General features: G+C 71.9%; 12 protein-coding genes and 1 pseudogene. 3 read left to right on the forward strand and 10 right to left on the reverse strand.

The window, feature by feature from the left end; translation table 11 throughout:
- The coding region (locus ACFYW9_RS28190) for a hypothetical protein (RefSeq protein ID WP_389155859.1) at nt 1-252 on the forward strand (252 nt) is incomplete at its 5' end.
- Nucleotides 253-455: 203 nt separating this feature from the next.
- On the opposite strand, the gene ACFYW9_RS28195 is transcribed toward ACFYW9_RS28190, so the two are convergent.
- Entirely contained in the window at nt 456-1,463 is a 1,008-nt protein-coding gene (locus tag ACFYW9_RS28195; RefSeq protein ID WP_389155862.1) for a stage II sporulation protein M, read from the reverse strand.
- A gap of 129 nt (nt 1,464-1,592) precedes the next feature.
- On the opposite strand from ACFYW9_RS28195, the gene ACFYW9_RS28200 reads away from it, so the two are divergent.
- Nucleotides 1,593-2,669 (forward strand): RDD family protein, encoded by a 1,077-nt coding sequence (locus ACFYW9_RS28200; RefSeq protein ID WP_389155865.1) that lies wholly within the window; start codon nt 1,593-1,595, stop codon nt 2,667-2,669.
- 50 nt (nt 2,670-2,719) lie between these two features.
- Here ACFYW9_RS28200 and ACFYW9_RS28205 read toward each other — a convergent pair whose 3' ends face one another.
- The 9 genes and pseudogenes from ACFYW9_RS28205 to ACFYW9_RS28245 form a co-directional block, all read right to left on the reverse strand.
- Complete coding sequence (locus ACFYW9_RS28205) at nt 2,720-3,376, reverse strand: hypothetical protein (RefSeq protein ID WP_389155868.1); 657 nt, start codon at nt 3,374-3,376, stop codon at nt 2,720-2,722.
- A 100-nt stretch (nt 3,377-3,476) separates the two neighbouring features.
- Nucleotides 3,477-4,934, reverse strand: coding sequence for an adenosylhomocysteinase (ahcY, locus tag ACFYW9_RS28210; RefSeq protein ID WP_389155871.1), 1,458 nt, complete (start codon nt 4,932-4,934; stop codon nt 3,477-3,479).
- Nucleotides 4,935-5,326: 392 nt separating this feature from the next.
- Nucleotides 5,327-6,301 (reverse strand): cation diffusion facilitator family transporter, encoded by a 975-nt coding sequence (locus tag ACFYW9_RS28215; RefSeq protein WP_389155874.1) that lies wholly within the window; start codon nt 6,299-6,301, stop codon nt 5,327-5,329.
- A gap of 146 nt (nt 6,302-6,447) precedes the next feature.
- A complete protein-coding gene (gene manA, locus ACFYW9_RS28220) occupies nt 6,448-7,599 on the reverse strand; it encodes a mannose-6-phosphate isomerase, class I (protein WP_351874067.1) in 1,152 nt (383 codons plus the stop codon).
- Nucleotides 7,600-7,733: 134 nt separating this feature from the next.
- Nucleotides 7,734-8,861: an SIS domain-containing protein gene (locus ACFYW9_RS28225; RefSeq protein WP_389155877.1), complete on the reverse strand. Its 1,128-nt coding sequence runs from the start codon at nt 8,859-8,861 to the stop codon at nt 7,734-7,736.
- Nucleotides 8,862-9,171: 310 nt separating this feature from the next.
- Complete coding sequence (locus ACFYW9_RS28230) at nt 9,172-9,342, reverse strand: Trm112 family protein (protein WP_078943765.1); 171 nt, start codon at nt 9,340-9,342, stop codon at nt 9,172-9,174.
- Between the two features lie 321 nt (nt 9,343-9,663).
- Nucleotides 9,664-11,028, reverse strand: coding sequence for a phosphomannomutase/phosphoglucomutase (locus tag ACFYW9_RS28235; RefSeq protein ID WP_389155880.1), 1,365 nt, complete (start codon nt 11,026-11,028; stop codon nt 9,664-9,666).
- A 93-nt stretch (nt 11,029-11,121) separates the two neighbouring features.
- Nucleotides 11,122-12,739, reverse strand: a pseudogene (locus ACFYW9_RS28240) (L-lactate permease).
- Between the two features lie 246 nt (nt 12,740-12,985).
- Nucleotides 12,986-13,459, reverse strand: a complete 474-nt coding sequence (locus ACFYW9_RS28245) for a DUF3499 domain-containing protein (RefSeq protein WP_351874054.1) — start codon at nt 13,457-13,459, stop codon at nt 12,986-12,988.
- A 270-nt stretch (nt 13,460-13,729) separates the two neighbouring features.
- Between ACFYW9_RS28245 and ACFYW9_RS28250 the strand changes: the two genes are divergently transcribed.
- A complete protein-coding gene (locus tag ACFYW9_RS28250; protein ID WP_351874086.1) occupies nt 13,730-14,179 on the forward strand; it encodes a metallopeptidase family protein in 450 nt (149 codons plus the stop codon).
- Nucleotides 14,180-14,204: the final 25 nt, after the last annotated feature.

Raw genomic sequence — 14,204 nt, forward strand, 5'->3', positions numbered from 1 at the left:
CTTTGTACTCACCCTCTCGGGCTTTCCTCCGGGCGCTTCCCTTCGGTCTTGCGTTTCCGACTCTATCAGACCGTTTCCGTATCCGATTTCCTCGGCGCTTTCCAGGTTTCCGCTCTCGCGTTTCCCTTTCCGGCGGCTCCGACTCTATCAGAACCTTTCGGGCCCGATTTCCTCGGTGCTTTCAAGGTAATCCGCTCTCGCGTTTCCCTTTTCGGCGACTCCGACTTTATCAGAATCCGTGGGCCGGATTGACCGGCAACCATTTCTGAATCGTCAGGAGGGGCTTCTTCTGAATCGACGTGTCGATTGCTTTGAGAAGCGAGCAGACTCTAACTGCTGCCACCGGATGTGTCCAGTTCTAGGCAACTGTTCAAATCTACCTCCCCGCTCAACCCGTGTCAACGAGTTTTCTGGGGTAACGAGAAGGCTAGCAGGTCAGCCGGGGCACGCGCACATCAGGCGGCCGTGGGCAGAGTGGCGCTGCGCTCGGACGCCGTGACGTCTCCGGTCTCGCCGGAGCGTGCCGCGCGACCTCCGAGGACATAGACGTACGCAAGAAAGGCCAGTTCAGCAGCGATCCCGATGCCGATACGGGCCCAGGTCGGAAGGCCCGACGGCGTGACGAAGCCTTCGATGGCACCCGAGACGAACAGGATCAGCGCCAGTCCGATCGCCATGCCCAGCGCGGCGCGTCCCTCTTCCGCGAGAGCCGTACGACGGGATCGCGGGCCCGGGTCGATCACGGTCCAGCCCAGTTTCAGTCCCGTCCCCGCGGCGACGAAGACGGCGGTCAGTTCCAGCAGACCGTGCGGGAGGACGAGGCCGAGGAAGGTGTCGAGGCGGCCGGCCGACGACATCAGGCCGATGCCGATACCCAGGTTGAGCATGTTCTCGAAGAGGACCCAGAGGACCGGAAGGCCCAGGAAGACGCCCAGCACCAGGCACACGGCGGCGGCCTGGGCGTTGTTCGTCCACACCTGGGCGGCGAAGGAGGCGGCGGGATGACTGGAGTAGTACGTCTCGTACTCACCGCCGGGGCGGGTGAGGGAACGCAGTTCGTCAGGGGCGGCGATGGCGGCCTGGACCTCGGGGTGGGTGCCGATCCACCACCCGAGGAGGGCGGCTATCGCCGTGGACAGGAGCGCCGTGGGCACCCACCAGTGGCGGGAGCGGTAGACGGCCGCGGGGAAACCGTGGGTCAGGAAGCGGGTGACGTCGCGCCACGAGGCTCGGCGGGTGCCTGTCACCGCGCTGCGCGCGCGTGCCACGAGTTGGCTGAGCCGCCCGGTCAGCTGGGGGTCGGGCGCACTGGACTGGATCAGCGAGAGATGGGTGGCGGTTCGCTGGTACAGGGTGACGAGCTCGTCGGCCTCGGCCCCGGTCAGTCGGCGCTGGCGGCGCAGCAGGGCGTCGAGTCTGTCCCACTCGGCTCGGTGGGCGGAGACGAAGACGTCGAGGTCCATCGGTTTGCCTGCTCCTCGCTGCGCATCGGGGGCTCATCGTGGATGTCAGCTTGTCCTACTGGGGCGCGATGCGCCCTCAGCTTGGCAGACTGGCGGTTGTCGGGGCAGGTCAGGGGAAGGGCGGCGCGCGTGAGTGAGCTGGTGACGGGCGAGGCAGTGGCATTGGAGCTGCGGCCCGCGAAACTGCCGAGCCGGGCGCTTGCCGTGGTGCTCGACCTGGCCTTGGCGGTGGCGGTCTACATCGTCGTGACCATCGCTCTGGTCGCCGCGACCGCCACGCTGGACGACGCGGCGCAGATCGCCGTCTCGATCGCGAGTTTCCTGCTGGTGCTGGTGGGCGGTCCGATCGCCGTGGAGACGCTCAGTCACGGCCGCTCCCTGGGAAAGCTGGCGTGCGGGCTGCGGGTGGTGCGGGACGACGGCGGGCCGATCCGGTTCCGGCACGCTCTGGTGCGCGGTGCCGTGGGGGTGGTCGAGATCCTGATGACGTTCGGGATCGTCGCGTGCATCGCTTCGCTCGTGTCGGAGCGCGGGCGGCGGCTCGGTGACGTGTTCGCGGGGACCCTCGTCGTGCGGGAGCGGATTCCGGTGGGACGGATGCCGTACGTTCCCGCGCCGCCGCCCTGGCTGGCGGGACGGTTCGCGGAGCTCGATCTGTCCGCCGTACCGGACGGGCTGTGGCTGGCCATCCGCCAGTACCTGACGCGGATGCGGCAACTGGATCCGCAGATCGGCGGGGCGATGGCGGAACGGCTCGCCGTGGATCTCGCCGCTCGTACCGGGGCTCCGGCGCCGCAGGGAGTACCGGCGGGCGCGTATCTGGCGGCTGTCGTGCACGAGCGGCAGACCCGCGAGGCCCGTCGGACGTTCGGTGCCGTGCCGGGCCGATTCGCGTCCCCCGCACCCGGTGGCCATCACTTCCCGCAGCCGGGGCAACCGGGTGGGCCTGTCGGCCACCCCGTGCAGCCCGGCGCGCCCGCCGGCCGTCCCCCTCGGCCAGGCGTTCCTGTCAGCCACCCGTTCCATCCGGGACCCGGCGCTCACTTCACCCGGCCGGCCCCCGCCGGGTACGGGGCCGCGCCTCAGCAGCCGGCCCCGCCTCCGGCCGGTTCGGCCGACCCGGTCTCCCCGGCGAACCCGGTCGCTCCGGTCGAGCACGCCGGCCCGGACGAGCGTCCGTCGACCGGCTTCGCGCCGCCCGCGTAGCCGCCCTCGCCACCGGATCGGCGGTGGCTCAGAACGGCCCGGCACCGCCGTCAGGTGAACACCGACGGCGGTGACTCGAGGTGTTCCAGTTCGATGCCGGGAGCCGCGAGCACCACGTCGCCGGCGATGTGCACGGCGTGCTGTTCCCCCGTGTCCAGCGCTGTGACCTGGTATTCGTCCACGGTCAGCGGGCCGTTGTCGGTGGCGTGTGTTTCGCTTGCGATCAAGGCCCAGGACTGGTCGAGGGTGCGCGGGGCGAGGACCGGGTCGGTGAAGGCGACGAGGCGGACACGGGTCGCCGAGGGGGCGGCGGAAGGGGTGAGGCGAAGGAGGCGGGCGGTGGCGACGAGGAAGGCGGGAGAGGTGCCGGTGAAGGCGTGGGCGGACACGTTGCCTTCGGTGGCCTCGGTCCCGGTGGGATCGGTGCGGACCCAGGTCACGCCGTCGAGGGCGGCGCCCCGCACCTGCCAGCCCGCCGCGTGCAGTTCGAGGCGGATGGGGCGGCCGAGATCGTCGAGGGCGAGGTCGACGGAGCCGGTGACCGTCGTCGTCGCGGGCGCGGGGAGGCCGTCGGACGCCGTGCCGGAGGGGGCCGTGAGTTGGGAGACATAGCGCCAGCCCGAAGGGCCGGGCGCGCAGTGGAAGTGTTCGTCGGCGAGGGGGGTGTGATCGTGCGGATCATGGAGCGAATAGCGGCCGCGGGGCATGGGCGTTCAGGTCCTCATCGGGGACAGGCCCCCGCCGGGACGGCGAGGGCCTGCTGACATCCGGACGCCGAGCGGTGGTACCGCTGCTCGGCGGGCGTGCTCAGTAGCGGTAGTGGTCCGACTTGTACGGGCCGTCGACCTCGACACCGATGTACGAGGCCTGCTCGGGGCGGAGCGTCGTGAGCTTCACGCCGAGCGCGTCGAGGTGGAGACGGGCGACCTTCTCGTCCAGGTGCTTGGGCAGCACGTAGACGTCGGTCGGGTACTCCTCGGGCTTCGTGAACAGCTCGATCTGGGCCAGGGTCTGGTCCGCGAACGAGTTGGACATCACGAAGGACGGGTGGCCGGTCGCGTTGCCCAGGTTCAGCAGGCGGCCCTCGGACAGCACGATGATGACCTTGCCGTCGGGGAACTTCCAGGTGTGGACCTGGGGCTTGACCTCGTCCTTGACGATGCCGGGGATCTTGGCGAGGCCGGCCATGTCGATCTCGTTGTCGAAGTGACCGATGTTGCCGACGATCGCCTGGTGCTTCATCTTGGCCATGTCCGCGGCCATGATGATGTCCTTGTTGCCCGTCGTGGTGACGAAGATGTCGGCCTTGTCGACGACCTCGTCGAGGGTCGTGACCTGGTAGCCGTCCATCGCCGCCTGCAGGGCGCAGATCGGGTCGATCTCGGTGATGATCACGCGGGCGCCCTGGCCGCGCAGGGACTCCGCGCAGCCCTTGCCCACGTCGCCGTAGCCGCAGACGACGGCGGTCTTGCCGCCGATCAGGGTGTCGGTGGCGCGGTTGATGCCGTCGATCAGCGAGTGGCGGCAGCCGTACTTGTTGTCGAACTTCGACTTGGTGACGGCGTCGTTCACGTTGATCGCCGGGAACAGCAGGGTGCCGTCGCGGTACATCTCGTACAGGCGGTGGACGCCGGTCGTGGTCTCCTCGGTCACGCCGCGGATCTCCGAGGCGAGCTGGGTCCACTTCTGCGAGCCGTCCGTGATGGTGCGGTGCAGGAGTTCGAGGACGACGCGGTGCTCGTCGGACTCGGCGGTGTCGACCGAGGGGACCTTGCCGTCCTTCTCGTACTGGACGCCGTTGTGGACGAGGAGGGTGGCGTCACCACCGTCGTCCAGGATCATGTTCGGGCCGCCGGTGGGGGTGTTCGGCCAGGTCAGCGCCTGCTCCGTGCACCACCAGTACTCCTCCAGGGTCTCGCCCTTCCAGGCGAAGACCGGGACGCCCTGCGGGTTCTCGGGCGTGCCGTCCGGGCCGACCGCGATGGCGGCGGCCGCGTGGTCCTGGGTGGAGAAGATGTTGCAGGAGGCCCAGCGGACCTCGGCGCCCAGGGCGACCAGGGTCTCGATGAGGACGGCGGTCTGCACCGTCATGTGCAGGGAGCCGGTGACGCGGGCGCCCGCGAGGGGCTGCGCCTCGGCGTACTCCCGGCGGATCGACATCAGGCCGGGCATCTCGTGCTCGGCGAGGGTGATCTCCTTGCGGCCGAAGGCGGCCAGGGAGAGGTCGGCGACCTTGAAGTCCTGTCGGTTGTCGACAGTCGTCATACGAGCTGCTCCTCGGAATCGGGGCGAGGTGGATAGGGCTGTCCTGCGCGGCGGCGGCACGTACGCGTGCCCGACCGGGGCACGGACGTGCACCGGCAGGGCACAGGTGTGCCCTGTGCGCGCAGCGCATCCGTCGGAGGCCCTCTCTCCCTCGGCCGGTCCGCGGTGGGACCGCCCGACCGCCATCAGCAGCGACGTCTGGCTCAGCACCCAAGCTACACCGGTGAGGCTGTCCCTCCCCAGTCCGCCTTTGGACAAAGCGGCCCCCGCAGGCCCGGGCCGAGGGACTCGGCCGAGGTCCTGGGCGGCGGAGACGGACGCTGGAGGCGGGAACGCCGCCGGGGCCCGTCCGAGTTGTCGGACGGGCCCCGGCGGCGTACGAGCGGGTGGGGTCAGTGGCCGGCCGGCGTCGGCCCGCCGGGGGTCGCGGAGGGGTCCGGGCCCTTGGCCGCCTCGGCGTCGCTGTAGATGTCCGGCTCCAGGTAGATCACCCGGGCGATCGGGACGGCGGCGCGGATGCGGGACTCGGCGGCGTCGATGGCGGTGGCGACCTGGGCGGCCGTGTCGTCGTGCTTGACGGCGATCTTCGCGGCGACCAGGAGTTCCTCCGGGCCGAGGTGGAGCGTGCGCATGTGGATGATGCCGGTGACGGTGGCGCCGTCGACCGTCGCCGCCTCGATCTTCGCGGTGTCCTCCGGACCCGCCGACTCGCCCAGCAGGAGCGACTTGGTCTCGGCGGCGAGCACCAGGGCGATCAGGATGAGCAGGACACCGATGCAGACCGTGCCGATGCCGTCCCAGACACCGTCGCCCGTGAGCAGGGCGAGACCGACGCCGCCGAGGGCGAGGACCAGACCGATGAGCGCGCCGAAGTCCTCCAGGAGGACGACGGGCAGTTCGGGGGCCTTGGCGCGGCGGATGAACTGGGACCAGGAGTGGGAGCCGCGCAGCTCGTTGGACTCCTTGATGGCCGTACGGAAGGAGAAGCTCTCGGCGATGATCGCGAACACCAGGACGCCGACCGGCCAGTACCAGTGCTCGATCTCGTGCGGGTGCTTGATCTTCTCGTAGCCCTCGTAGACGGCGAACATGCCGCCGACCGAGAACAGGACGATCGAGACGAGGAAGGCGTAGATGTAGCGCTCGCGGCCGTAGCCGAACGGGTGCTGCGGGGTCGCCTCGCGCTGGGCCTTCTTGCCGCCGATCAGGAGCAGTGCCTGGTTGCCGGAGTCGGCGAGCGAGTGAACGCCCTCGGCGAGCATCGAGGAGGAGCCGCTGAACGCGAACGCCACGAACTTCGATACCGCGATCGCGAGGTTGGCGCCGAGTGCCGCCACGATCGCTTTGGTGCCGCCTGAAGCGCTCATCTGCTCCTGCTGTCCCTTCGTACGCCGTCCGGACCCGCTCGTACCCTCGTACCCCGCCCGGTCCGGACTTTGCCCGCCCTTTGCGGTAGGCCATTCTTGCAGCCCGGTTCGCCGGTGACGCGCCTCAGGTAGGTCCCGCCATCCCGTCAGGCGACAACTGTCGCACGGAAGATCGTGCCGGACCCGGACACTTCGGCCTTTTCGCCGGCCGGTACGAAGACCGAGGTTCCGGGGGTCAGGTCGATGCCGTCGGCGCGCACGGAACCCGAGGTGCAGAGCAGGATCTGCGGGGTCTCGCGGGTGAGGTCGCGCGGGTCGGCGCCCTCGGCGACGACGTACCGGGAGAGGCGGAACTCGTCGATGGGGGTCGCGTAGACCTCCTCGCCGTCGGGGGACGCCTCCGGGCGCAGGACGCCGGGGTCGGCCGCCTCGAAGCGGACCACACGCAGGAGTTCGGGGACGTCGACGTGCTTGGGGGTCAGACCGCAGCGCAGGACGTTGTCGCTGTTGGCCATGATCTCGACGCCGAGGCCGTTCAGGTAGGCGTGCGGGATGCCGGCGCCGAGGTAGAGGGCCTCGCCGGGCTGGAGCCGGACGTGGTTGAGGAGCATCGCGGCGATGACTCCGGGGTCGCCCGGGTAGTGGTGGGCGAGGCCCGCGTACGGGGCGTAGTCGCCGCCGAGGCGGGCGCAGGCGGCGGTGGTCTCGGCGACCGTACGGGCCATGTCGTCCGGGTCGGCGCTCAGCACCGCCGTGAGGACCTCGCGCAGCGCCGCCTCCTCCGGGTGGGCGCGCAGCAGGTCGACGTACGGCTTGAGGGAGTCGACGTCGAGGGCGGCGAGGAGCGCGGCGGCCTCCTCGGGGGCGCGGAAGCCGCACAGGCCGTCGAACTCGGTGAGGGCGCAGATGAGTTCGGGCTTGTGGTTGGCGTCCTTGTAGTTGCGGTGCGGGGCGTCGATCGGAACGCCCCGGCGCTCCTCGTCCTCGTAGCCCTCCCGGGCCTGTTCGAGGTCGGGGTGCACCTGGAGGGAGAGGGGGGCGCCGGCGGCGAGGAGCTTCAGCAGGAACGGGAGCCGGGGGCCGAACCTGGCGACGGCGGCGCGGCCGAGTTCCTTCGCCGGGTCCTCGGCGACGACCTCGTTGAGCGGACCGCGCCCGGTGCGCGAGGGTGCGCCCGGGTGGGCGCCCATCCACATCTCCGCCTGCGGTTCGCCGGTCGGCTCCAGGCCGAGCAGCCGGGGGATGGCGGTGGTGGAACCCCAGGCGTAGGGGCGGACGGTGTTGTCGAGGCGGTCCATCGGTGTCTTCTTCTCCATACGTGCGCTGCGCGGCCCGCTGGACGCGGGCGCCGGTCGGGAAGCGTGGTGTCAGGGGCGCCGGACGCGGGACCGGACACCCTCTACGGGCGCCGGGCGCGAGGTCACGCCCAAGATCAGGCCCCCGAAGCGAGCGCCAGGTAAACGGCGGCGAAATCCGTGATGGCGATCAGCTCGGCGAGGGTTTCCAGTTCGCCGCCCTCCTCGGGTTCGAGTTCGCTGATCGCGGTGTCGTGGCTGAGGGCGAGTTCGCGGGCGGCGGGGGCGGCGCTGATCCCGCCGATGGGACGGTCTCGGAGCAGCACCACGCGCGCGTGCAGTGCCTGTGCCTCCTCGACGCGGTCCCGGAAGAAGTCGTCGGGGTCCGCGCCGGCGGCGAGGGCGCCCGCGAGCAGCACGCTGTGCGAGGCGAGCGCCTCGGGCAGTTCGGCGGTGAGCGCGGGGCGGCCGGCGAGTTCGGCGAGCGCGGCGGTGAAGCGACGGCCGGCCGGGCCCGCCGAGGTGCCCTCCGTCCAGATCACCGGGAGCGCCTCGGCCAGTTCGGCGGCGAGCGTCTTGGCGGGGTTGCTGTAGGCCGCGATGGCCGGGCCGCAGCGCTCGGCGACGCGGTCGAGGCGGTCGGCGACCTTCTGCAGCGCCTGGGGCGGGGCCGAGACCAGGCCGGTGCGGTCGAGGAGGACGAGCAGCGGGGTGAGCAGCGCCCAGAGCACGCCGGGGGCCGAGGCCGCCTGGGTCCCGTCCTGCTCGTACGGGGCCGTCGCCATCGGTACGAAGAGGCCGTGGGCGCCTTCCACCCACTCGGAGAGGGGTGAGCCGGCGGGGGCGACGGCCGCGACGGTGCTGCCGCGCCGGTAGGCCTGCTCGATGAGCAGTTCCAGGCCGGGTTCGCTGCCGTCGGGAGTGGCGATCAGCAGGAGGTCGACGGGGCCCGCCCAGCCGGGCAGGTCCCAGCGCAGGGCGCCTCCGGCGGGGGCGACGCCCGTGGGGGTGAGCCGGGTGAGGGGGCAGCTCGCTCCGGCGAGGGTGCCGAGCAGTTCGGCGACGCCGGTGGCGGCCATGCCGGGGCCCGCGATGAGGACGGCGCGCGGGCGGCCGTCGGGCTTCAGCTCGGAGATGCCCGCCTCGTTGGCGTGCCGGACCGCGGTGCGTACCCGGGCGCCGGCCTCGGCGGCACCGCGGAGCAGGGCCCGCCGGTCCGCCCGGGTGAGCGCGTCGGGATCGTCGAGGAGCGATTCGTCGAGCATGGGGTCGGTAGCCTCCGATCGCCGGGGCGCTTGCGCGTGAGCCGCCGGGGTCGCTTGCACGGGGTCGCTCGCGGGAGGTGCCGAGCGGTGCTGGGTCGGACCGGGTGCCGGCCTGGTGTGCGCCGGTCGCCGATCGGGACGGCCGCGTCGCCGTCGTCCGTGCGGGCGGCTGTGCCGTCGCTCGTCCTCGGGTGCCGTGGCTCGTCGTCGTGCCTGCCGCGCCGTCTCCCCGCCCGCGGGCGGGGACGGCGCCGCTGTCGCCTCGCGTACGGCGGTCGCGGGGCCGCTGTGCGCGAGGCGGATGCGTCGGTTACGCGGGGCGCCGGGCCTCGTCGACCAGGAGTACGGGGATGCCGTCGCGGACCGGGTAGGCGAGGCCGCAGTCCGCTCCCGTGCAGATCAGCTCGGTCTCCTGCTCCTTGAGCGGGGCATGGCAGGCCGGGCAGGCGAGGATCTCCAGGAGGCCGGCTTCGAGCGGCATGGGGTGTCCTTCCGAAACGGTGGATGCGGCCTGGTCAGGGTACCGCTGCGGGAAGCCTGTCGCCGGGGCGCGCCACCGGTTCGCCCGGCGCGCGGAACGGGTACGCGGGTCGCCGCGGCCCGCGTCCGCTTCCTGTCCGCGCCCGCACCGGCCCAGCGCCGGCCGGCGACGGGGGCCGCCCGACCGGCACCGTGACCGGACACCCCGGCCCGGCCTCGGGCGGACCGGGTCGGGCGGAGCCTGCTGGGCACGGCGGACCGGCCGGGGCAGTCGCGGCGGCCGGTCGGGACCACCGCGCGCTCCCGGTGGCGGGAGCGGGGGTCAGGCTCTGATGATCTTCAGTACCTCGTCCCGGACCCTTGCCATCGTCGCCTCGTCGCGGGCCTCGGCGTTGAGGCGGAGAAGGGGCTCGGTGTTGGAGGGGCGGACGTTGAACCACGTGTCCCCGAGGGTGACCGTCAGGCCGTCGAGCTCGTCGAGGACGACGCCCTCGCGGCCCTCGTAGGCGGCCCTGACGGCGGCCAGGCGGGCCGCCTGGTCGTCCACGGTGGAGTTGATCTCGCCGGAGCCCACGTAGCGGTCGTACTCCGCGACGAGCCCGGAGAGCGGGCCGTCCTGCCCGCCGAGGGCGGCGAGGACGTGGAGGGCGGCCAGCATGCCGGTGTCGGCGTTCCAGAAGTCGCGGAAGTAGTAGTGCGCGGAGTGCTCGCCGCCGAAGATCGCGCCGGAGGTGGCCATCTCGGCCTTGATGAAGGAGTGGCCGACGCGGGTGCGGACCGGGGTGCCGCCGTGCTCGCGGACGACCTCCGGGACCGACCAGGAGGTGATGAGGTTGTGGATGACCGTGCCGCCGCCGTTCCGGTCCAGTTCGCGGGCGGCGACCAGCGCGGTGATGGCGGACGGGGAGACCGGCTCGCCCCGCTCGTCCACGACGAAGCAGCGGTCGGCGTCGCCGTCGAAGGCGAGCCCGAGGTCGGCGCCCTCCTCGCGGACGCGCTTCTGGAGGTCCACGATGTTCGCCGGGTCGAGGGGGTTGGCCTCGTGGTTCGGGAAGGTGCCGTCCAGCTCGAAGTACATCGGGACGAGCTCCAGCGGCAGACCGGAGAACACGGTGGGCACGGTGTGCCCGCCCATGCCGTTGCCCGCGTCGACGACGACCTTCAGGGGGCGGATCGAGGTCAGGTCGACGAGCGAGCGGAGGTAGGCCGCGTAATCCTCCAACGTGTCACGCCGCGTGATCGTTCCGGGCGTGGCGTCCGAGGCCGGGGCGGCGCCGGAGTCGAGCCAGGTCTCGGCGAGCCGGCGGATCTCGGAGAGGCCGGTGTCCTGGCCGACGGGGGCCGCGCCCGCCCGGCACATCTTGATGCCGTTGTACTGCGCCGGGTTGTGCGAGGCGGTGAACATGGCGCCCGGCAGGCCGAGCGCGCCCGACGCGTAGTAGAGCTGGTCGGTGGAGCACAGGCCGATCTCGGTCACGTCGACCCCGCGCGCCGCGGCGCCGCGCGCGAAGGCGCGGGAGAGGCCGGGCGACGACGGCCGCATGTCGTGCCCGATCACGATGGCGTCGGCTCCGGTCACTTGGACGAAGGCGGCACCGAACAGCTCGGCGAGCGGCTCGTCCCACTGGTCCGGGACCACCCCGCGTACGTCGTACGCCTTCACGAGCTGCGACAGATCAGCAGTCACGGCCAACCCTCCAGGAGTCCACTTCGGTCACCCCAAACTACCCGTCCGGGTCGACGGCGGGCGGTGGCCGGCCGGAGCGGGGCACGTCCGTGCTCAGGGCAGCATCCAGGAGAGGACCGGCGAGCTCTGTCCCACCACGATCAGGCACATGATGAGCAGCAGTCCGAGGCTCCAGGGCAGCACCTTGCGCAGCAGGTCGCCCTCGCGGCCGTCGAGCCCGACGGCCGCGCAGGCGATCGTCAGGTTCTGCGGCGAGATCATCTTGCCGAGGACACCGCCCGAACTGTTGGCGGCGGCGAGGAGTTCGGGCGACAGCCCCGACTCCCGGGCCGCGCTCACCTGGAGAGCGCCGAAGAGGGCGTTCGACGAGGTGTCGGAGCCGGAGACCGCCACACCGAACCACCCCAGAACGGGTGACAGGAAGGCGAGTCCGGATCCGGCCGCCGCCACGAAGTGGCCGATCGTGGCGGCCTGTCCGGAGAGGTTCATGACGTAGGCGAGGGCCAGCACGGACGTCACGGTCAGGATCGAGAACCTCAACTCGTGCACGGTCGCGAGCCATTCCCGGACCGCCACGCGCGCGTGCACCCCGAGTACGACGGCCGTGCACAGCCCCGCGAGCAGCACGAGGGTGCCGCCGGTCGACACGATCGGCCAGGTGAAGACGTTCCCGCCCACCGGCAGGCCGTTCGGGCCGACGACATCGAGGAAGGGCCAGTCGTACGTCCGGGTCGCCCGCGCCGGCCAGTCCTTCACGGCCGGGATCTGCGCGATCGAGAAGACCGTGACGATCAGGGCGTACGGGGCGTAGGCGCGCACGACTTCGCGGCGCGGGTCCCTCTCGTCGAGTTCCTCGCTGCGCGCACCGGTCAGGACCGACGCCCGTACGGCCTCGGCCGCGGGCACGCGCGCGTGCGGTACGGCTATCAGGGCGGCGGCTCCGGCCAAGGAGGCGCCGATGTCGGCGAGTTGCGCGGAGACGTAGTTCGAGGCGGCGAACTGGACGGCGGCGAAGGCGACTCCGCAGGCGAGGGCCGGTATCCAGGTCTCGCGCAGTCCGCGCCGGCCGTCGACGAGCCCGACCAGGACGAGGGGCACGACCAGCGCGAGCAGCGGGGTCTGCCGGCCCACCAGCGAGGCGACGGAGTCCAGGGGCAGGCCGGTGACTTGGGCGAGGGTCACGACCGGGGTGGCCATCGCGCCGAAGGCGACCGGCGCGGTGTTGGCGACGAGGGCGACGACCGCCGCGCGCACCGGGTCGAAGCCGAGGGCGACCAGCATCACGGAGCAGATCGCGACGGGTGCGCCGAAACCGGCGAGGGCCTCCAGCAGCGCGCCGAAGCAGAAGGCGACCACGAGTGCCTGGACGCGCGGATCGTCGGACAGCCGCCCGAACGAGCGGCGCAGGACGTCGAAGTGCCGGGTGCGGACGGTCATCCGGTACACCCACAGGGCGTTGACGACGATCCACAGGATGGGGAACAGGCCGAACGCGGCGCCCTGGGCGGCGCTGGAGAGCGTCTGGTCCACGGGCATGCCGTAGGGCGAGGCAGGCGACCGGCGAGGCCGCCAGAAGGCCCGCCAGGCCCGCCAGGTGGGCTTTGAGCCGGACGCCGCCGAGCAGGATCAGGACGACGAGGAGGGGCAGGGTCGCCACGAGGGCGGACAGGCCGAGCGAGTCGGCGACGGGTCGCAGTTCCTGGACGCACACGGACGCCTCCCCGGATTCCGCGATGCGGAAAGCGATTTCACACGGATACCAGAATCGTCATGTCCGCGACAATTTCACGTCAATGGGTGTGCGCCGCCCAAGGGAATCGGCGTCCGGAAGCGGCGTCCGGGAAGCGGTGTCCGGGAAGGGTGCGGCGGAGAGGCGGGCCGCGGGGTACGGCGGGAGAGCGCGGCGCGGAGAACCGCGCGCGTCCGCGAGGGCGACGCCCGGTTCTCGGGCGAGCGCTCAGTTCTCGGGCGAGCGCAGGATCCGCAGGTGGCCGCGGCGCGCGACCTCCATCGGGTCCACGGAGCGGGCGCTGCCGCCCTCCGCCGCACGCTTCTGCGGACGGGCCGCCTCGCGCACCGCGTTCGCCAGCGCCTCCAGATCGTCGCCGCTGGGGCGCGCGGGACCGGAGGAGTCGGCGAGGCGGACGACCTCCCAGCCGCGCGGCGCGGTGAGGCGCTCGGAGTGCTCGGCGCACAGGTCGTAGCAGTGGGGTTCGGCGTAGGTGGCGAGCGGGCCGAGAACCGCGGTCGAGTCGGCGTAGACGTACGTCAGCGTCGCGACGGCGGGACGGCCGCAAGCGGTGCGCGAACAGCGACGTACAAGGCTCACGACGTTGGACGGTACCGCACTCTTGAGCGGGCCGCGACGACTCTCCCCCAGGTCATCCCCCCGTGTCGTCCTGTGAGACGCCCCACACCGCTTCCGGAGCATCAGACCCTGACCTGGGGCGACATCGGGTGTCGAGATACCGAACAGACCTGAATCCGGTCACTACTTGGTGCGAATCATGCCAATTGCCATGCCAGAGACGGTCTTGGAGAGATGCGGAATCGAGCCGAATCCTGACGGGAACGGTCATCGGGCGTCATTCGAAGACGGGCCGGGCCGGGGGCCACCGGCCGCCGGGCCGCCGCCGGGCCGCCGGCGACCGCCGCGTGGGACCGGGCGGCCGGGCCGGGCGGGGACTACTCTTCGTCAGTGATGGACAACCCCGTACCCCCCCGTGCCGCAGCAGCCGGTCCCCGTCGTCGTGACCGCCACGGCAGGGGCATGCGCGGCCCCGTGGCGCCGCCCCAGGTACCGCTCTCGGCGAGCCGTGCCGAGGTCTTCGCGGACCTCGTGCAGGACTCCGTGGAACGGCTGGAGCGACGCTGGCCACAGCTGGCCGACATCGACTTCATGGTCCTCGAGGTCCCCCGCCTGGAGCGCTCGGGCGAGAACTGGAGCGACGAGGCGGTGCCGCTGGGCGGCACGATCGCGGCGCGCGAGGGACATCCCGCGCGCGTGGTCGTCTACCGCCGTCCGATCGAGATCCGCACCAAGGGGCGCGACGAGCGCGCCGCCCTGGTGCACGAGGTTGTCGTGGAGCAGGTCGCGGAACTGCTGGGCCTGACGCCGGAGACGGTCGACCCGCGGTACGGCGAGGACTGAGAACCGCCCGGGGAACGTTCGCTCC

Origin of the sequence: Streptomyces sp. NPDC002698, from assembly GCF_042888945.1 — a bacterium.
Lineage (GTDB): Bacteria > Actinomycetota > Actinomycetes > Streptomycetales > Streptomycetaceae > Streptomyces.